The sequence below is a fragment of the Phyllobacterium sp. OV277 genome, from assembly GCF_900104355.1.
Classification (GTDB): Bacteria; Pseudomonadota; Alphaproteobacteria; order Rhizobiales; family Rhizobiaceae; genus Phyllobacterium.
In genome coordinates, this window is the sequence record NZ_FNIY01000002.1 from 523,474 (window position 1) to 542,596 (window position 19,123).

Annotated in this window: 17 protein-coding genes and 1 tRNA gene; 11 read left to right on the forward strand and 7 right to left on the reverse strand. The window is 52.7% G+C overall.

The genetic code is table 11. The annotated features are described in order from the left end of the window. The first annotated feature begins 41 nt into the window (after nucleotides 1-41). The 9 genes from BLU05_RS08495 to BLU05_RS08535 all read left to right on the forward strand — a co-directional run bounded on the left by BLU05_RS08495 (nucleotide 42) and on the right by BLU05_RS08535 (nucleotide 9,985). A tRNA-Leu gene (locus BLU05_RS08495) sits at nucleotides 42-126 on the forward strand. Nucleotides 127-300: 174 nt separating this feature from the next. Beyond that, complete coding sequence (locus BLU05_RS08500) at nucleotides 301-1,497, forward strand: tyrosine-type recombinase/integrase (protein ID WP_091879226.1); 1,197 nt, start codon at nucleotides 301-303, stop codon at nucleotides 1,495-1,497. Between the two features lie 80 nt (nucleotides 1,498-1,577). Then, a complete protein-coding gene (locus BLU05_RS08505) occupies nucleotides 1,578-2,648 on the forward strand; it encodes a hypothetical protein (protein WP_091879228.1) in 1,071 nt (356 codons plus the stop codon). Between the two features lie 98 nt (nucleotides 2,649-2,746). Beyond that, entirely contained in the window at nucleotides 2,747-2,953 is a 207-nt protein-coding gene (locus BLU05_RS08510; RefSeq protein WP_091879229.1) for a helix-turn-helix transcriptional regulator, read from the forward strand. Next, nucleotides 2,954-3,391: a helix-turn-helix domain-containing protein gene (locus BLU05_RS08515; RefSeq protein ID WP_091879231.1), complete on the forward strand. Its 438-nt coding sequence runs from the start codon at nucleotides 2,954-2,956 to the stop codon at nucleotides 3,389-3,391. A 40-nt stretch (nucleotides 3,392-3,431) separates the two neighbouring features. Next, nucleotides 3,432-4,547, forward strand: a complete 1,116-nt coding sequence (locus BLU05_RS08520) for a tyrosine-type recombinase/integrase (RefSeq protein ID WP_091879232.1) — start codon at nucleotides 3,432-3,434, stop codon at nucleotides 4,545-4,547. Nucleotides 4,548-4,616: 69 nt separating this feature from the next. Continuing rightward, nucleotides 4,617-6,428, forward strand: a complete 1,812-nt coding sequence (locus tag BLU05_RS08525) for a site-specific DNA-methyltransferase (protein WP_091879234.1) — start codon at nucleotides 4,617-4,619, stop codon at nucleotides 6,426-6,428. After that, nucleotides 6,428-9,034, forward strand: coding sequence for a DEAD/DEAH box helicase (locus BLU05_RS08530; protein WP_091879236.1), 2,607 nt, complete (start codon nucleotides 6,428-6,430; stop codon nucleotides 9,032-9,034). Before BLU05_RS08525 ends, BLU05_RS08530 begins: the two co-directional genes overlap by 1 nt. A gap of 18 nt (nucleotides 9,035-9,052) precedes the next feature. Beyond that, complete coding sequence (locus tag BLU05_RS08535) at nucleotides 9,053-9,985, forward strand: restriction endonuclease (RefSeq protein ID WP_091879237.1); 933 nt, start codon at nucleotides 9,053-9,055, stop codon at nucleotides 9,983-9,985. A gap of 284 nt (nucleotides 9,986-10,269) precedes the next feature. Here BLU05_RS08535 and BLU05_RS08540 read toward each other — a convergent pair whose 3' ends face one another. Together BLU05_RS08540 and BLU05_RS08545 are read right to left on the reverse strand one after the other, a co-directional pair. After that, nucleotides 10,270-10,749: a hypothetical protein gene (locus BLU05_RS08540; RefSeq protein ID WP_091879239.1), complete on the reverse strand. Its 480-nt coding sequence runs from the start codon at nucleotides 10,747-10,749 to the stop codon at nucleotides 10,270-10,272. Nucleotides 10,750-10,789: 40 nt separating this feature from the next. Further along, nucleotides 10,790-11,377, reverse strand: a complete 588-nt coding sequence (locus BLU05_RS08545; RefSeq protein ID WP_139210423.1) for a hypothetical protein — start codon at nucleotides 11,375-11,377, stop codon at nucleotides 10,790-10,792. A gap of 209 nt (nucleotides 11,378-11,586) precedes the next feature. Between BLU05_RS08545 and BLU05_RS08550 the strand changes: the two genes are divergently transcribed. Together BLU05_RS08550 and BLU05_RS08555 are read left to right on the forward strand one after the other, a co-directional pair. Beyond that, on the forward strand, nucleotides 11,587-11,766 hold the full coding sequence (locus tag BLU05_RS08550) for a hypothetical protein (RefSeq protein WP_091879242.1): 180 nt from the start codon (nucleotides 11,587-11,589) through the stop codon (nucleotides 11,764-11,766). Between the two features lie 83 nt (nucleotides 11,767-11,849). Next, nucleotides 11,850-13,376, forward strand: a complete 1,527-nt coding sequence (locus tag BLU05_RS08555; RefSeq protein WP_091879243.1) for a UxaA family hydrolase — start codon at nucleotides 11,850-11,852, stop codon at nucleotides 13,374-13,376. A gap of 62 nt (nucleotides 13,377-13,438) precedes the next feature. On the opposite strand, the gene BLU05_RS08560 is transcribed toward BLU05_RS08555, so the two are convergent. The 5 genes from BLU05_RS08560 to BLU05_RS08580 all read right to left on the reverse strand — a co-directional run bounded on the left by BLU05_RS08560 (nucleotide 13,439) and on the right by BLU05_RS08580 (nucleotide 19,108). Next, on the reverse strand, nucleotides 13,439-14,284 hold the full coding sequence (locus tag BLU05_RS08560) for an ABC transporter permease (RefSeq protein ID WP_091879245.1): 846 nt from the start codon (nucleotides 14,282-14,284) through the stop codon (nucleotides 13,439-13,441). Between the two features lie 2 nt (nucleotides 14,285-14,286). Next, on the reverse strand, nucleotides 14,287-15,189 hold the full coding sequence (locus BLU05_RS08565; RefSeq protein ID WP_091879246.1) for an ABC transporter permease: 903 nt from the start codon (nucleotides 15,187-15,189) through the stop codon (nucleotides 14,287-14,289). 8 nt (nucleotides 15,190-15,197) lie between these two features. Continuing rightward, nucleotides 15,198-16,265, reverse strand: a complete 1,068-nt coding sequence (locus BLU05_RS08570; RefSeq protein WP_091879248.1) for an ABC transporter ATP-binding protein — start codon at nucleotides 16,263-16,265, stop codon at nucleotides 15,198-15,200. Between the two features lie 61 nt (nucleotides 16,266-16,326). Beyond that, nucleotides 16,327-17,505 carry an ABC transporter substrate-binding protein gene (locus BLU05_RS08575; RefSeq protein WP_091880184.1) on the reverse strand — a complete coding sequence of 393 codons (1,179 nt, stop codon included), beginning with the start codon at nucleotides 17,503-17,505 and terminating at the stop codon, nucleotides 16,327-16,329. 121 nt (nucleotides 17,506-17,626) lie between these two features. Continuing rightward, nucleotides 17,627-19,108, reverse strand: a complete 1,482-nt coding sequence (locus tag BLU05_RS08580) for a mannitol dehydrogenase family protein (RefSeq protein WP_091879249.1) — start codon at nucleotides 19,106-19,108, stop codon at nucleotides 17,627-17,629. Nucleotides 19,109-19,123: the final 15 nt, after the last annotated feature.

The following is a 19,123-nucleotide window of genomic DNA, read 5'->3' on the forward strand; positions in this document are numbered from 1 at the left end:
GATTGACAGAGTTCCGCCCGCCCCTTACATGAGACCCCGCTGCCCAGATGGCGGAATTGGTAGACGCGCACGGTTCAGGTCCGTGTGCCGCAAGGCGTGGAGGTTCGAGTCCTCTTCTGGGCACCAAATTCCCATTTCACACCGTCCAGTACGGTACTGAAAACAGAAAAAAGGCCCGGTTTTCCGGGCTTTTTTGTTTTCTGGCGTCCAATACCATCCTATTGCATCCGACTATTTTGTTGGTACATCTGTTGGTACTCTTAGAAAGACCAACATCTGACCGAAGTTGGATACCAACAAATGGCACTTACAGATACTTTCATTAAGGCGTTGAGGCCGGGCGCGACCCCGCAAAAACACAGTGATGGCGCTGGGTTGCATTTGCTTCTCACAGTCAAAGGTTCAAAGCTTTGGCGTCTCGCATATCGCTTCACGGGCAAACAGATGACATTGGCGCTGGGCAGCTATCCAGCGGTGTCACTTCAAGATGCACGGCGAAAGCGTGATGATGCCAAGAAGTTGCTCGCCAACGGCCTCGACCCAGCACACCAAACAAAGCTGGAGCGGATTAACAAGCAGATGGCTCGGGCTGAAACCTTTGGTGGCATTGCCGACGAGTTCCTCATCAAGGTCGAGCGTGAAGGCAAAGCGACTGCTACCATGATTAAGAAACGGTGGCTTATTGATCTAGCCCGTCCTGACCTTGGAGCTCGTCCCATTTCTGAGATAACCGCGACTGAAATTCTAGCATCGCTCAGAAAAGTTGAGAGTAAGGGCAACTATGAAACAGCCCGGCGGATGCGTTCAACCATCGGGCAGGTTTTTCGCTATGCTATCGCTACAACGCGAGCCGAAAACGACCCGACATTCGGCTTGAGAGGTGCTTTGACAACACCCGTCGTCACCCATCGCGCAGCGCTTACAACTAAAAAGGCCTACAGTGGTTTGCTTCGCGCCATCTGGTGTTATGACGGCATGCCAGAAACGAGAAGCGCACTACAATTAATGGCCCTTCTGTATCCGCGACCGGGTGAACTTCGCCAAGCTGAGTGGAAAGAGTTTGATCTGGATGGGGCTGTTTGGTCGATCCCCGGCGCGAGAATGAAAATGCGCCGTGAACACCGCAAGCCTCTTTCGTCACGGGCCATCGTGATTCTGCGGGACTTGCACAAGCTGACCGGTAACGGAACACTGGTGTTCCCGGCTATTACATCTCGCTTCCGCCCCATGAGTGAAAATACACTCAACGGCGCATTACGGCGCTTAGGCTTTTCACACAGCGAGGCCACATCCCACGGCTTTCGAGCGAGTGCTTCATCGCTCCTAAATGAGAGCGGCAAATGGTCGGCTGATGCTATTGAAGCAGAACTCGCTCATGTCGGCGCTGACGAAGTTCGTAAGGCCTATCATCGTGCGCTCTATTGGGACGAACGCGTAAAAATGGCAGAATGGTGGTCGAACGAAATAGTCGCTATGAAATCTAACCAGAACTCTTAGACATGGAAATAACAATCAATTAGCTTCACAATGTTTGACAGCCATAGTGATCGTGATTCTATTTCAGATGGAGTTTAGCATTGGCGAAACTTGTTCCGTTCTGGCAGTCACACCCTATTGAGTATCTCCTACGCGCACGCTTCCCAACAGCCCAATTGGAAGACACGGCGTTTCCATCTCGATTTACCGATGATGGTATCAGCTCTTCTGAAAGTCAAAAGAACGTCCAACATTATAAAGATGAGCTCGAAGCCCTTTCTCCGAATGAGCTCAACCAGCTTATACTCAAGACGCGTACTCGTTACGAAGAGATTGCCAAAGAAAAGGCAAATAAAGAAGAGCAAGCACGCTCGTTCAATCAGCATCACGCAAAGGCAAACTTCGAACATTGGGCCAAGATGGCCTATTGGAGTATTGACGAGGCTGTTGCACTTTCTCTAGGCCGAGACCCAAACTATGCCAGTTGGAAACATATCCAATCGTTGACTTCCATTTCCCCATTTGCCGCACAATTCTCTGCAAAGCGTGAAATCGCCATACGCGCAAAGACGATGGGGCAGTTGTGGGAACAGACAATCCCGTCAAATTTTCTTGCTTGGGCCGAGCGTATGGGTTTCGAATTTCCAACTGAATTGGTTGATTCGATCCAAGTCCTGGGTATCCAAATTGCGGATTGGAAGACCCTTTACGATGGCCAAAAGAAATTGAATGAAGCCATGCAAAACCAATTAGTCGAGAAGCACGATTCTCATATGTCCAGTTTGCATGAACATTCCGCCTACATTGCAAAAACGCGAGAAGAGCAAAGCCGGTTGATCGAACGTTATAAGGACCTGATGGCCATAAAAGACGACACAATTGCGGACAGAGAAGAGCATGTCCAGCGATTGATGGCCCGCATCGCAGAAATTGAAACGGGTCATGGCCAAAGCAAAGAAAAATCTCTGAGTATTCGCGAACGTGAAAGCCTTTTGAAACTGATCATTGGGATGGCTATAAAAAAGTATCATTTCAAACCAATGATGGCCAAGAATGCTGCTACGTCCAACATAGCCAGTGATCTCCGCCAGTTGGATATGTCACTGGATGAAGACACAATTCGAAAATATCTAAGCGAAGCCAAAGTGCTTTTGCGTGGCGGCGAACTCTAATAACAAAACCGAATTCGGTTTGATGGAAACCGAATTCGGCCTAAGACACTATCGGTCATCCTAAAACCACCTCATGTTTAACAGAACGAGGTGGCACCGTGCCGAACAACTTAGATTTCCCTACAACAGGCTTCGTAAGACTTTCTGCAATCATCGCGCCGCATGGCCCGATTCCCGTTAGCAAATCCACATGGTGGGCAGGGATCAAGGATGGCCGCTTCCCTAAACCTATAAAACTTGGTCCACGCATTACAGCATGGCGCGTAGATGACATTCGTTCGCTGATCGAAAGCGGGGTACGGTGAATGGCGCGCCGCGCGCATGGCCGGGCACTTAGGCTGCACAGAAACTACACGGTGGATGAAGCCGCGCGCGTGCTTGGTGTCGCGGAAGGAAGTATCCGGCGCTGGATCAAAAACGGCCTCCCCGCCCTTCAGGAGCGCAAACCCGCGTTGATATTGGGCGGTGACCTTTCCGAGTTTCTCAAATCCCGGAAGGCCACCAAGCGCAAATGTAAGCTGAACGAATGCTACTGCTTTTCCTGCCGCGTGCCACGACAACCAGCCTTTGGCGAAGTGGAGTTCCTACCCTTGAACGCGACCAGCGGGAACATGCGGGCGATCTGCGAAGAGTGTTCAACCCTCATGCACAAGCGCGTTTCAGTGATGAAGCTCGATGAGCTGAAAGCCATTTTAGCGGTGACAATCACGCAAGGCAAAGAACGCATAAACAAGCACGCCTAACCTTGCCTGAATGATCAGTTGCAACAGGAGACGAAAACCCATGCGAAAGCACCATCCAAAAAATGAGCGAATCAAGCGCCAGTATTTGTTCTGGTTGGAAGAGGCCAAACGCCTTTCACCAACCTCCGCCGATCAGGCAGCCGCTGCGATTGCCCTGTTTGAAGCATCCACCGGCTACAAAGATTTTTCTGCCTTCAATATCGAACAGGCGAGACGCTTTAAACGGCTCCAGAATGAAGCCGTCAAACCAGATAATGGAAAGCCCTTGGCTAAGATCACAATTCATTCCCGGCTCATGGCGCTGAAGGCATTCTTTCACTGGCTTGCGGGTCAACCCGGCTATAAGTCGAAGATCAGCTATTCCGATTCCGACTATTTCAACCCTTCCGCAAACGACAGCCGTATTGCCACAGCGAAACGCGAAAAATCAGCACCCGACCTTGGCCAAATCAGGCACGTGATCAAGAATATGAAATCAGAAACAATCATAGAACAACGCGACCGGGCGCTGATTGCATTTGCGATCCTGACTGGCGCGCGCGACGATGCGCTTGCTTCGATGTCGCTTCGCCATGTGAATCTGGAAAAGCACATGGTCTTTCAAGACGCCCGCGACGTGCGCACGAAAAACCGTAAAACGTTCACAACATGGTTTTTTCCAGTTGGCGATGATTTGGAAATGATTGTTCATGGCTGGATTGCCACCCTCAAAACCAAGCACCTCTTTGGGTCAGGTGATCCTTTATTTCCCCAAACACGAATCGGACTTGATCAAGATGGACAATTCTCACCACTTGGAATTGAGCGTAAGCCGTGGAAGAACGCGTCCGCAATTAGACGCATCTTCAGCCAAGCCTTCGCTCAAGCCGGGCTACCATACTTTAACCCGCATTCTTTTCGCACAACGCTTGCGCGCTTGGGTGAAACGTTGTGCCGGAGCCCCGAAGAATTCAAAGCATGGAGCCAGAACCTTGGTCATGAGCATGTGCTGACAACCTTCCGCTCCTATGGAGAAGTGCCTAGTCACCGGCAGGCAGAAATCATCAACAAGCTTGGCAATTCTACGCAAACGACATCACCTGCGTTTGACCCAGCGGCGATTGCTGGTCTGGAGGCGTTTCTTAAAAGTGTAAAAACCTCGAGCGGCTCCATTTGAGACTCAAAACAGCTTGCTATCGTCGAGGTCTTTCGATTCTATCCAAAATGAATTGGGAGATAGATTGCAGTGACGGAACTTACATTCAAGGGCAAGGAGTTTGTCTACAATCATCATCTTTCAGTGCCGTTTTGCCCACTTGTACCTCATGCCGAAAAGGGCATTGGAGAAGTTGATCTCGGGGGCAATCTTATTGTTCAGGGTGACAATCTGCATGCATTGAAAAGCCTTCTTCCGCGTTACGCGGGAAAGGTCGATTGTATCTTCATCGACCCGCCTTACAACACGGGCAATGAAGGGTGGGCCTACAATGACAACGTGAGTGCACCAATGATCAAGGAATGGCTGGCAGCCAATCCCATCGGAATAGAAGACGGTCTACGCCATGACAAATGGTGCGCCATGATGTGGCCAAGGCTGCGCCTATTACATGACCTCTTAGCTGAGGATGGCAGTTTATGGATGACGCTTGATGACAATGAATCTCATCGAGCAAAACTCATGCTGGACGAGATTTTCGGAGAAGAAGGGTTCGCTGCCAATATTGTCTGGAATAAGAAATACGCAACCCCCAATGATCAAACTGGCATTGCGCCTATGCATGACAATCTATTCGTCTACTGTAAGAACGAATGGCAACGGAATTTGTTGGATAGGACGCAGTCCAATGACATACAGTACCGTCATTCGGATGATCGTGGCGTCTTTAGAATAGACAATTATACTTGCAATAAAAATGCCGACGAAAGGCCAAATCTTTTTTACCCAGTGGTTAATCCAAATACTGGAGAGGAGATTTGGCCCAACCGCAACGCCGTCTGGCGATACTCAAAAGAGCGCCATCAGGAGAATATCAATAATAATCTGGTTTGGTGGGGCAAAGACGGCAAATCTTTGGTTCCTGCTTTCAAACGATTCCGGCACATGTTGAGAACTGGCGGAGGCACCGTTCCGGGGACATGGTGGACCCATAATTTTGCAGGTCATACGGATGAAGCACGCAAGAGACTACGAGAACTATTACCTGAGCTAGATGGGCAGGACGCCACAATTACGCCCAAACCTGTCACCCTTATTACCCGTGTTCTGCAAATAGCTACACAAAAAGATTCGCTGGTATTAGATTCGTTTGCGGGTTCGGGTGCTACAGCTCATGCCGTACTGGAAGCGAACAAGCGCGATGGCGGTAATCGCAAATTCATTCTTGTCGAGATGGAAGATTATGCCGACCGATTGACTGCGGAGCGCGTTCGGCGCGTCATTAACGGTTATGATTTCACCGGCACGCAAAAGACTGAGCTTCTGCGTGAAAATCTGAACTGGCGTACAATTGAACAGCCCAATTCCCTTGTCGACAGGGTGCAGGGAATTGAGAACCTCTATGGACACCAGTTTGACAAGATAAAAAAAGAAATCAAAGAAGGCGAGCTGGTTGTCACTGGTGAAAAATCTTATGCCGAGCGTACTGACGGTCTGGGTGGCACTTTCACCTATTGCACATTGGGCGACCCTATTGAACTTGATGCGATCCTGACCGGAGAAAGCCTGCCATCCTATGAAGCGCTCGGCAGCGTGCTTTATCACACAGCGACCAACCACACGCTCGACGGCAGCACCTTTAACGAAAGCGAATTTTATCTCGGTCTGAATGGCGACCGGCATGTCTGGTTGATCTACCGCGCTGATCTGGAGTGGCTGAAGGGCCCGGATGCCGCTCTAACCTTGAACTTCGCGCGCAGGATCGCGGCGGCGCATCCCGATCAAGATCATCTTGTATTCGCAGCATCACGTTTCGTTTCGGATAAACTGCTCAAGGAGGAAGGCCTGCGCGTTGAGTTTATACCCTTACCCTTTGCACTCTACAGGATCGAGCGAACCTGATGCGCCAACTTGCCTATCAGATAAAGGTTCTTGACGCGCTGGAGTTATATCTTGACGCATTGATTGCGCAAAAGGCAGACGCAGACGAAATTGCCAAACTGGCTGAGAAAAATCCGCGTTTGAAATCGCTGATTCCGGATTTTGCTAAAGACGCTTGGGAACATCTGCGAGTATCTAACAAGCTACCAGTTTCGCGTTCGGACATCGGTCATTCGCAGCGTTTGGACGGTATTGGCCGCCCAGTACCCAACGCTGTTCTGAAGGTGCCCACTGGTGGCGGTAAAACCTATGTAGCCATTAACAGTCTGTCACGGGTTTTTGGGCGCTATCTCAATCGCAACACGGGTTTTGTGCTGTGGATCGTTCCCAATGAAGCGATCTATTCGCAAACATTGAAACGCCTAAAGGATCGGCAGGACCCATATCGCCAGATGTTGGACCGTACAGCGGCGGGCCGTGTGCGAATCATGGAGAAGACGGATCGGCTCGACGCGCGCGATGTGGAAGATCAGTTATGCGTCATGCTCCTGATGCTACAGTCGGCGAACCGAGAAACCAAAGACACTTTGAAGATGTTTCAGGATCGTGGAGACGTGTCTGGTTTTACTCCACCGCAAGGCGACCAGAATGCGCATTCGGAGTTGAGCGCCGCAATCCCAAATCTCACGCTCTATGATCTGGCCGACAATCCGGTAGCTTGGCCGTTGATCAAGGATTCATTAGGCAATGCCTTGCGCATCATTCGCCCGGTCGTTGTGCTTGATGAAGGTCATAAGGCCGTTTCTGATCTGGCGTTCAAGACGCTTTATGACTTCAATCCATGCTTTGTATTGGAGTTGACCGCAACACCACATGACGTTCAGCCGAAGGGTGGTAAAAACCCACATTCGGGTCGTTATTCGAATGTCCTTGTTGAAGTAACCGGCGTCGAACTCGATAAAGAGGGCATGATCAAGATGCCGCTTAATCTGGATGCGCGCCAAGGCACGGACTGGAAAGCTACGCTTACGGCTGCAATTGAACGTTTAACTACGCTTCAACAGGAAGCAGACAGATTTCGCGGTCAGACAAACCGGTACATTCGACCCATCATGCTCATACAAGTCGAGCGTACGGGCAAGGATCAGCGTAGTGCCGGATTTATTCATTCCGAAGACGTGAAAGAATGGCTTCTAACTGCTGGCTTCGATGAGGCTGAAATTGCGATTAAAACTGCGGAAACCAACGATCTGAATTCGCCTGAAAATCAGGACCTGCTGTCGCCATTCAATCGCGTAAGAGCGATCATTACGAAACAGGCATTGCAGGAAGGTTGGGATTGCCCCTTCGCTTACATTCTCTGTTCGCTTTCAGCGAATTCCAATTTACGGGCAATGACGCAGCTTGTTGGCCGTATTCTTCGCCAACCGAGCGCACTCAAAACGGGCGTTGATCCACTCGATGAGTGCTATGTGATTACGCATCAGGCGGGCACTGGTGACGTTGTGACCAAGATTAAGGAAGGGCTGGAAAGCGACGGACTGGGCGATCTGGTTATCGCCGTGCAGCAGGGGGAAAGTCCAGTTGGCGCGAAAACCTTGCGAACAATTAACCGACGCCCAGAATTTTCATCCCATGAAATATACCTGCCAAAGGTAATGATAATTGAAAATGGTTGTCCGCGCGAACTCGATTATGAAACTGACATTATGGCGGCCATTGATTGGCGCGATTTCGACCCAACGTTTATTACCGATGCAATCCCCACAAATGTCCAAGCTGCAGAACGTCAAGTGCAGCGTATCAGCATTACCAACACGCGTGAACATTTCGAAGCAGAAACGCTCTCAGTTGCGCAAGAGGCCATGCACTTTGATCCGGCCTACGCCGTGCGCATGATTTCCGATCTTGTTCCCAATCCTTTTGTCGGGCGTGAAATTGTAGGAAACCTGCTGAACGGCCTTAAGATCAAAGGTTTTGATGACGCCAAATTCGGTATGCTTTCCAGCCGGATCATAGATGAATTGCGCCGTGGTCTTGATGTGGCAAGAGCCGAAAAAACCGAGGCACTTTTTAAAGATGCAGTTGCAAAGGGCATAGTGCAATTTCGATTGCGCCTAGATGGAAAGAACTGGCGTTTGCCCTTTGTGGTAGAAACAACTGAAACGGTAGGCTCACGCCAAGTATTGAGCCTATCTGGGGGGCCGCTAGTAAAGAGCCTTTTTGCACCGATTTACGAAACGGAACTCAATACTGATGAGCGTGCCGTAGCTGGTTATCTCGACAACGAGGGCGCCTTGAAATGGTGGCACCGGAATGTTGCACGCAAGCAATACGGTTTGCAGGGTTGGCGGCGGGCAAAGATTTACCCGGATTTTATTTTTGCCGTTCAGCGAAACGAGGGTGGCGACCGAATCACCGTTCTGGAGACGAAAGGCGATCAACTCGACAATCTCGATACAGCCTACAAGCGTGATCTGCTGGAATTTCTTTCTGGTAACTTTGCTTGGGATAAAACCGTTCCGGCGGGCACTTTGGAGCTTGCGGGGGTAAACGGCGAAACGGTGGAGTGTGCTTTGGTGTTGATGAGCGAATGGAAATCGAAACTGCCGGGATATTTGACTTAACAATCACGTGGACTCAAAATGACAATCCCTGATTATCAGAGTTTAATGCTCACTGTTCTAAAGGCGGCAGCAAATAAGGCAATACGTGTGCCGGACTTGGAGGATTTAGCGGCGGGTGAGTTTCGGCTAAATGCCGACGAACGCCAGCAGCTTCTGCCAAGCGGTCGCCAGAGAATGTTGGCTAATCGTCTTCATTGGGCTAAATTCTACCTATTGAAAGCTGGCCTTTTAAGCACCCCGCAAAGAGGTCAATTCATAGCAACCAACGCTGGCCGTTTGTTACTGGAGAGCAAACCTGCACGAATCGACAACGAGCAGTTAAAGAAGTATCCGGCATTTCGAGAATTCTATGCTGCAAGTAAAAATTCGTTGGACCAAAAGGGGAGAAATCTTGCATTGCTCTCGGTGCATGATTCATCCCCCCAGTCTCCTGATGATCAAATAGAGGCAGCATACGGTTCTCTTCTCAGTACTCTACATGAAGAATTATTGGAGAGAATCCTTGCGAATAGCCCTAGTTTTTTCGAAGATCTGATCGTCGATTTGCTGATTGCAATGGGTTACGGAGGTTCTTATCAGGACGCCACCCGTAAGCTCGTTCGAACGGGCGATGGTGGAGTTGACGGCGTAATTAATGAGGATCGCCTAGGTTTCGACCGAATTTATATTCAAGCAAAGCGCTATCAACGAGGAAACGCTATCCATACTCCAGCGGTGAACGCCTTCGTAGGTAGTTTAGAAGGCTTCAAGGCTTCCAAAGGTGTGTTTGTCACTACCTCCAGATTTTCGGAAGGTGCTAGAACATATGCGCGAAGCATTTCGAAAAGCGTTATCCTTATCGATGGAAAACAGCTTATTGATTTGATGATCGAACACAATGTGGGGGTTCGCATTTATCGAACATTGGAATTTAAAAGACTCGATGAAGACTTTTTTTCTGCCGAAGAGTAGACACCGGATCATGCACTTTTGAAGTTGGATTTCTTGGTTGAGTATTTGGTCATAAAAAAATTTGTTGGTACTTTTGTTGGTATTATCGGAATGATTGTATTTTATTTTCGTTTCATGACAATCACTTAACAATTGGATTAGATGCCTCTTCTGGCACCATTTCCCAATTTCCTGATGTCGCTAGGCATCCATGGAAATCTACAAAAATCCCGCTTCTGCGGGCTTTTTTGTTTTCTGTCGCGCTTGTTTACTCATTGGTTTCGGGAAGTGCGGCTGCAGTCGGCTTATGGCGCCGTCGTCCCGCCAAGAACTTTAGGCATGACCCTCTCGAATTCTGATTTGTCCGGTTTATCCGGCATCATCACCCCGTTCTTCAAGAGATAATAATCAGACAGGAATTCCGCCTGCTGTTCCATGCCCAGAGCGAAATAATCGCCGGTCTTAAAAACCTCTGAATAGTCGTAGTTCCGCTTGAGTGCCGCTCTGACGATAACGTTCAATCCGCGTTGATGCTGCCAAACATGCCCCATTTCGTGAATGAAGGTTGATTTGTTGTCCAATGGCGCCGCTGAGAAGTCTGTAAAGTATTTGGCGCCGCCTATGCCGGGGAAATAAATATTGCCATTGGGTGCGTGTGCCCGATCTGATGGCATGAAAAACTTCCACTTTTCATCGAAGATCAGTACTTTCGTATAGTCGATCTGGGATCCATATATGCTTCTGGCCAGATCGGTTTCACCGGGTGTCAGTTTCCGTCCAGCCATTGCACTCTCCCTCGCAAGTAAAACGGATTTGTCTTCTGGGCTATTTTTTCGGGCGATTATCGGGCAGGCAAACGGCGGGCGCCGTGGCTCCGTCCATCGCTTTTACATAATCATCGAACGATGGAACAAGCTTCAGTTCCGTTGCAAGCTTGACGCATTGCGCCTTGTCTTCAGTCCCTTGCATGCAACTGTCGAGGCGTTTGTCATTCTCGCCTCCCCGTTCCTCGGCAATACCCGATACAAGATCTGCCGCCGTAAGCCCGTCATCTTGTGTAAGGTTCTTCCAGTCCGCCATGGCGAGTGCCAGCAGATGATCAACGCGCTGCTCTTCCAGAGACGCAGTTTCAGACGAAGAAATGCTTTTTGGCGGAACAAGATCCCGAAACATGACAAGCTGTGTGAGCAGGGTCAGGGCTTCGGCTTGTCCGGTGCGTGCCACGGGCCAAAGAACCTTCCACGCGCCTGCACAATCCTGACGGTCCATCGCGGCGATGGCTTCGGTCTCGATCTGCTTCCAGTCCGATTGTTCAGCGGCCCGTGCTGGAGCACAGGCGAACAGCGCTGCGCAAATCAACGGAAAAACCAGCCGGAGAAGACGTTGAGGTTCAAGAAAACTCATAGGTGTCATTTTCTCTTCCTGAATGTGATACCCGTCCACTTTACCATTTCCCTACTCCTTGTGACAGTTACCGGGCAGTTGGCATATGCCAGTGCTCGAAATATGTCCTTGCGCATCCATGTTATGGAAACAGCGGGCCCTTCATTTCGAATAGGTTTTTCAAGCTGCCCTCAACATGCGATACTCTGATCAGAAGGGTTTCAGCGGAGTATCGGCGCATGATCCGGCTTATCATCATTCTCGCACTGCTCGTTCTCGTCCTGTTTTTAATCTACAGTATCGTTGGCAGTATCCGTAAGAAGCAGATCGACTGGACCGGGATCGGGGTGGCGATTGCCTTGATCGCCCTTGCTCTTTATCTGCGCGGGATGACCGGCATAGGCGGCGTCAGTTTCTGACAATTCGGCCCTTTATGGTCACCTTGACACATTGCAACCTCACATCAGGCGAATTAATATATTAGTCTACTCAGGAGACTTTCATGGATACGCTTATTTCCCCACGCCACCTGCGCCTTCACACGACTGATAATGTGGTGGTGGCGGTGGATGCCTTTCAGGCAGGCCAGCATGTGGAGAATGTGACCGTCAAAGACCGGGTTCCGCGTGGTCACAAGCTGGCATCAAAGCCAATCGCCATGGGAGAACCGGTGCGCAAATTCGGCCAGATCATCGGCTCGGCTTCAAAAGCCATCGAGCCGGGTGAATGGGTGCATGAACACAATCTCGATTTCAGCAGCTTTGCGCGCCAGCCCGATAGTAGCCACGAAACCCATTCCAGCGGGATTCTGCCTATTGAACAGCAGGCGACCTTTCAGGGGTTTCGCCGCGCCAGCGGGCGGGCGGGTACCCGCAACTATATTGGCGTGCTTACCTCGGTCAATTGCTCCGCATCCGTCGCCCGCTTCATCGCTGAAGCAGTGCAGCGTTCCGGAATCCTTGATGAATATCCAATGATCGATGGGATCATTCCGCTGGTGCATGGTGGCGGCTGTGCGCTTGATGTGAAGGGCGAAGGCTATGAGGTGCTCAAGCGTACCCAATGGGGCTATGCCACCAACCCGAATATCGCTGCCGTGCTGATGGTCGGCCTTGGCTGCGAGGGCTTTCAGATCGGTCGTTGGAAGGAAGCCTATAATATCGTCGAGAGCGATACATTCCGCAGCTTGACCATTCAGGAAGTCGGTGGCACCCGCAAAACCATGGAAGCCGGCATTGCCGCCGTGCGCGATATGCTGCCGACAGCGGCCAATGTGAAGCGCGAGACCATTCCCGCTTCCGAGTTGATGCTGGCGTTGCAATGCGGCGGCTCTGACGGCTATTCCGGCATCACGGCCAATCCGGCGCTGGGCGCGGCGGTCGACCTTCTGGTCAAACAGGGCGGCACGGCCATTCTCTCCGAAACGCCGGAGATTTATGGCGCTGAACATCTGCTGATTGAACGCGCCTCCAACCCGGAAGCGGTGACGCGCCTGCAATCCATCATCGCGTGGTGGGAAGACTATACCGCCCGCAACAAGATGGAGATGAACAACAATCCATCCCCCGGCAACAAGGCGGGCGGTCTGACGACCATCCTCGAAAAATCCCTCGGTGCTGTTGCCAAATCCGGCACCACGCCGCTTGAAGCTGTTTATGGCTATGCGGAGCCCGTAACGGCGCATGGGCTCGTTTTCATGGATACACCCGGCTATGACCCGGTATCGGCTACCGGACAGGTTGCTGGCGGCGCCAATATCCTCTGTTTTACCACGGGCCGCGGCTCAGCCTATGGCTGCAAGCCAACCCCGTCGATCAAGCTTGCCACCAACACCCCCATGTATACGCAGATGATCGAGGACATGGACATCAATTGCGGTGACGTGCTTGACGGCGTGTCCATTGAAGACAAGGGGCGCGAAATCTTTGAGCAGGTTTTGCGCGTAGCCTCAGGCGAGCGCAGCAAATCCGAACTGCTCGGCTATGGCGATGCGGAATTCGTGCCATGGCAAATCGGCGCGACGATGTAATCCATGCTTTGGTACAAAGAAAAACGGGAGCCATTGGCTCCCGTTTCCTTTTGCAAAGTGAGTCAGGCAGCTGACTGTTGTTGCTTGGCTCGGGCGACAATTTGCGTTGGATTGACGAAGCGTAGCGCGATCAGCAGCCAGACCAGCGTTGTCACCATATAGACCACGGCCATGGCATCGATGGATTGGACAGCGCGCACGCCGGATGCAAACACCGAATAGTAGAGAGCGACAACCAGCGTCTGGCTCGTCGGTCCTGCCGTGAGGAACGTCAATTCGAACATCGCCACTGTGCGCACCAGTACGAGCAGCAGCGAGGCCAGAATACCGGGCAGTAGCATCGGCATCAGCACATGCAGAAACAGACGGAATGTGCCTGCGCCAAAGACGCGTGCTGCCGCCTCAACCTTCGGGTCGATCTGTTCGATGAATGGGATCATGACGAGGATGACGAAGGGAACCGTTGGCACGAGATTGGCCAGAACCACACCCCAGAACGTACCGCCGACACCAGCCTGATAAAGAACCGTTGCCAGCGGAATACCAAAGGTGATGGGTGGCACCAGCAAGGGGAGCAGGAACAAAAGCATGATCAGCTTCTTGCCGGGAAACTCGCGCCGCGCCAAAGCATAAGCAGCCGTGACACCGAGAAGCCCCGACAGGGCAACCACCGTGAAGACGATCTGGAATGTGACGATGAGGACATCGCTAAGCTGAAATTCCGCCCAGGCGGTAAAATACCATTTTGTTGTCCAACCGGCGGGCAACCATGTGCCGAGCCAGCGGGTGCCGAAGGAGGAGATGATCACGGTTGCGATCATCGCCAACAGATTGATGATGAAGAAGGCGACAATCACCCAGACGGCTGTGATCCAGAGCTTTGCACCAATGGTTGTATCGCGGATCATGGTCAGCCCTTTCCGCCTGCGGTCGAGCCGCGATAGAAGAGATTGCGAATGGCAAGAATGGCCACCACGATGGCAAGCTGCACCGTTGCCATGATCATGGCGATGGCCGATGCCATGGAATAATCATACTGCTCGAAAGCCGCCTGATAGGCTGCGATGGAAATCACGCGCGTCGGGCCAGCCGGTGCTCCGAGCAGAACCGCCGACGGGAATACGGCAAAGGCCTGCACGAAGGACAGACAGAAGGCGATGGCCAGTCCCGGTACAAGCAAGGGCAGCAGGACGAAACGGAAGCGTTGCCAGCTTTTTGCGCCATGGGTTGCCGCTGCCTGTTCTAACGCTGGATCAATGCCGGTCACATAGGACAGGGTCAGAAGAAACGTGAACGGAAAACCGGTAATGATCAGCGAGGAAAAAACACCCCAGTAATTGTTGGTGAGTTTTAAAGGCCGGTCGATCATCCCGAACAGCATCAGCGTGCGACTGAACCAGCCCTGCGGGCCGAGATAATTCAAAAGCCCCTCAGCCACCAGCACCGTGCCGAGCGTGACGGGCAGGACGAGAATGGTCGTCAGCAGCCGCTGGCGTGTCATCAGACGCACCCGGAATGCGATGGGAAGTGCCAAGGCAATGCTGATCACCGTCACTGGAACTGCGAGCCAGAGCGTGGTCAGGATCGTGTCGTAGAGGAAGGGATCGGAGAAGAATTTCTGGTAATTGGCAAAGGCTCCGCCTTCCTTCGGCGTGAAGGAAAGCACCAACCCGTAAATGAAAGGATAGACAAAGACGGCCAGCAGAAAGAGCACTGCTGGCAGAACGAGGATCGTGACGCCATCAATACCGCGCAGAGCCAGGCGCTGGCGCAGGGACAGGCGATCATAGATGGGAGGAGATGAGACAGCCATGGCGCTCCTCACGCTCCGAAGACCAGCGCACGCGCCGGATCGATTGCCAGCCAGATCGCACTGCCAAGCGCTGCTGTTTGCGGTGCATGGAAGACCAGTTCCAACCCTTCGGCGGTGCGGGCCGTGCCGACAAATTCGCGGCCACGATATTCGATGGTTTCAACAACGGCTTCCACTGTATTCTCGGAGCGTTGGCCTGCCTCCACATCATCGGCGCGGGCGGCAACAATCGCCGAGTCGCCGACTTTCAACGTATCACGCGCGGTTCCAGTCAAGGTCGCGTTGCCGACGGCCACGCTGACCCGTGCGCTATCAATGGAAACAACCTTGCCGGTCAGCCGGTTGCGATAACCCATAAACTCCGCCACATCGAGATGATCAGGACGTTCATAGAGATCACTCGGCGCACCGACCTGCCGGATTTCACCATCGCGCAAAACGACGATACGGTCCGCCAGAGATAATGCCTCATCCTGATCGTGGGTTACATAGATTGTCGTAGCACCGAGCTGGTTGTGGATGCGGCGGATTTCGGCGCGCATTTCCAGACGCAACTTGGCATCAAGATTGGATAGAGGTTCGTCCATCAGCACCAGCGGTGGTTCAATAACGATGGCACGGGCGATGGCCACGCGCTGCTGCTGGCCGCCGGAAAGCTGGCCCGGCAATTTATGCCCCTGCCCCTGCAGGCGCACCAGATTGAGCGCTTCCTCGACCCGCTTGTCGAGTTCGGCCTTGGCGACACTGCGCATTTTCAATCCGAAGCCAATGTTCTGGCGCACGGTCATATGGGGAAACAGCGCATAATTCTGAAACACCATGCCGAAACCGCGATCCTCGGGTTTCAGCGTATCAATGCGCTTGTCGTCAATGAAAATGCCGCCGCCCGTTGTAGCAAGCAGACCGGCGATGCAATTGAGCGCGGTGGACTTGCCGCAGCCTGATGGGCCGAGCAAAGCAATAAACTCGCCCTTGCGGATGGAGAGCGAAACATCCTTCAACGCATTGTGCGAACCGAAAGCGCGGCTCATGCGGTCAAGACGGATTTCCTGGAATGGCGAAGACGCCAGCAGCATGGGATACCTCATAATCATGCACCATCCGGGTTGCCCCGGATGGTGACATTGCTTGCATCAATCAGGGCTTCTTACCGGCGACTTCTTCGTCCCAGCGGCGGAACGCAACGACCATGGCGGATGGATCAAGGGGAACCTCGATCGGATTGTTGGCAATCCAATCGGCATATTCCTTACGGCCAAATTCGGCCAGAGCGTCCTGACTTTCCTTCGGTGCCATGGAGAGCGGCACGTCCTTGACCGCAGGACCCGGATAGAAATAACCCTGATCGTAGGTATAGGCCTGCTGTTCCGGCGTGAGCAGGAAGCTCATCAGGTCGAGAAGCACGGCAAGCTTTTCATCTGATATGCCCTTTGGCACGCACATGTAATGCGCGTCGGCAACCCAGTGGAAGCCTTTCAGCGGGGCGACGGCCGCTTCCTTCGGCACGACACCGAGCACGCGTGGATTGATATCCCAGCCCGTGGTGGAAACGGTCATATCGCGCGTGCCTTCACCAAGCTCCTTCATCAGCGCGCCGGTGCCGGTCGGATAATATTCGATGTATTTGTGCAGTTCTTTCAGGTACGCCCAGGTCTTGTCCCAGCCTTTGACCGGATCATGCGGGTCGCTGTCACCGAGCAGATAGGGCAGGCCCATCAGGAAAGTGCGGCCCGGACCTGAATTGGCGGGACGGGCATAGAGGAATTTGTTCGGGTTTTCCTTGGCCCAGGCCAGAAGCTCTTCTGCCGTTGTCGGAACCTTCTTTACCCGGTCTGGCATATATTCAAGCAGCGGGCCTGATGGGTAATAGGTGACGACAACGCCGTGGTCCTTGCCGAGCGCCAGCATACGGTGCGCCGGTTCCTGATAAATGGCCTTCAGATCCGGCAACGAAGCCGAATGATCAGGCAGAAGCTTGACCCACAGGCCCTGATCCAGACCAGCGGACAAGGCGTCGGTTCCGGTCAGAACGAGATCGATATCGAGCCGGTTGGCCGCCTGCTGCGCCTTTAGCTTTCCCGGAAGTTCGGGTGCGGGCGCTTTGGTGAAAGTGATCTTGGAAACGAGATTGGGCTTGGCAGCCGCATAGTTCTCGATTGCTTTCTGCGTCAGGGCCAGATTACCCGCCACATCGGCAACATTGAGCGCGACCGGAGATGTCGGCAGGGCCAGTTTCGTCTGAGCAAAGAGGCGCGTGGCCGGTAGCGTCGCCAGTGCTGCCATGCCACCAATGGCTTGTCTGCGCGTGATGCGGATCATTGTCTTCCTCCCAATTGTTCCCGGTTTATTGATCGGCGGCTATCTCCCAGCCGCTCATTTATGACTTAATATATTAATCTATCAGTTTCAGATAGCAAGCGCTTTCACCCCTGCGGATTTAGAGCGTGGCAACCGTTCGGGCAGCACCCTGCTCCAGCAGTTTTGTCAGCGCATTGCCAATCACCTCGCGAAATTCCCGGCTCGCCGGAAGATCACTGCCGAATATCTGCTCCATCCCCAGATAGGCTTCCAGAAGTCCTGATGCGGATGTCTTTCCCGCGGTGCGCGCCTTGAATTCGCTGGCAAGAGGATCGCGAACATCGATAGCCTTGCCGTTTTCATCTGTCCCGGTGGCGTAGCGCATCCAGCCGGCAACACCCAATGCCATCAGATTAAATGGTGCATTCTGCTCCAGCCGCACGCGAATGGTATTGAGCAGACGCTGCGGCAGCTTTTGCGAGCCATCCATGGCAATCTGCCACGTCCTGTGCCGCAGGGCAGGGTTTTGAAACCGCTCACGCAACTGCACCTTGTAAGCCTCGAGATCAAAACCGGGCAATTTTGGCAATGTCGGGGTGATTTCCTCGTCCATCATCCGCTCGATGAGTGCGGCAAAGCCATCGGCAGCCATAGCGTCGGAAACAGTTTCATGGCCCGCGAGATAACCAAGATAAGCCAATGTCGAATGGCTGCCATTGAGCAGACGCAGCTTCATCAACTCGAATGCATCAACATCCCCAACGAAGGTAACCCCTGCCTTTTCCCATGCCGGGCGACCTCTAGGGAAATGATCTTCCACCACCCATTGCGTGAACGGTTCCGTCATAATGGGCCAGCGGTCGGCGAGCCCGGTGGCTACTGTCACCGCAGCACGATCCGCATCGGTCGTGGCAGGCACGATCCGGTCCACCATTGTCGAAGGAAAGGCTACGTTGTCCCGGATGAACGTACCGAGTTCCACATTCCGCAATTCGGCAAAGCGTGTGACTACCCGTTTCAGGGTCTGCCCATTCGCAGGCAGATTATCGCAGGACAGAAGTGTGAAAGGTTCGGTGCCATTGGCACGGCGCCGGGCCAATGCCTCGACGATAAAGCCGATGGCCGAGCGCGGTGTGGCAGGATTGGCAAGATCATGCGTGATATCGGGGTGGCTTTCATCCAGCGATGCGGAAGCGGGCGCATAGCAGTAACCCTTCTCCGTGATGGTGAGGGAGACAATCCTGACCGCCGGATCGCTCATGGCCACGAGCAAAGCTTCAGGGCTATCAGGCGCAACCAGCACATCCATGATACTGCCGATGATCCGGTAGCTGCTACCGCTGCCGTCCCTGACTGCAACAGTATAGAGCCCGTCCTGAAGGCCAAGCGCATCCCGCGTGTCGGCGCTGCGCAAAGAGGCACCCAGAATGCCCCAATTGAGATCACCTGATGCAAGCACGCTGTCCGTATAGACAGCCTGATGGGCGCGGTGAAAGGCACCGATACCGAGGTGTACAATGCCCGTTTTAACCCGGCTGCGGTCGTATCCGGGTATTGCCACACCTTCCGCCAGCTTTGGCAGATTGGCAGTGGAAAGATATGTCTGGTGGGTATCAGCCATTTGATGCCTGCAATC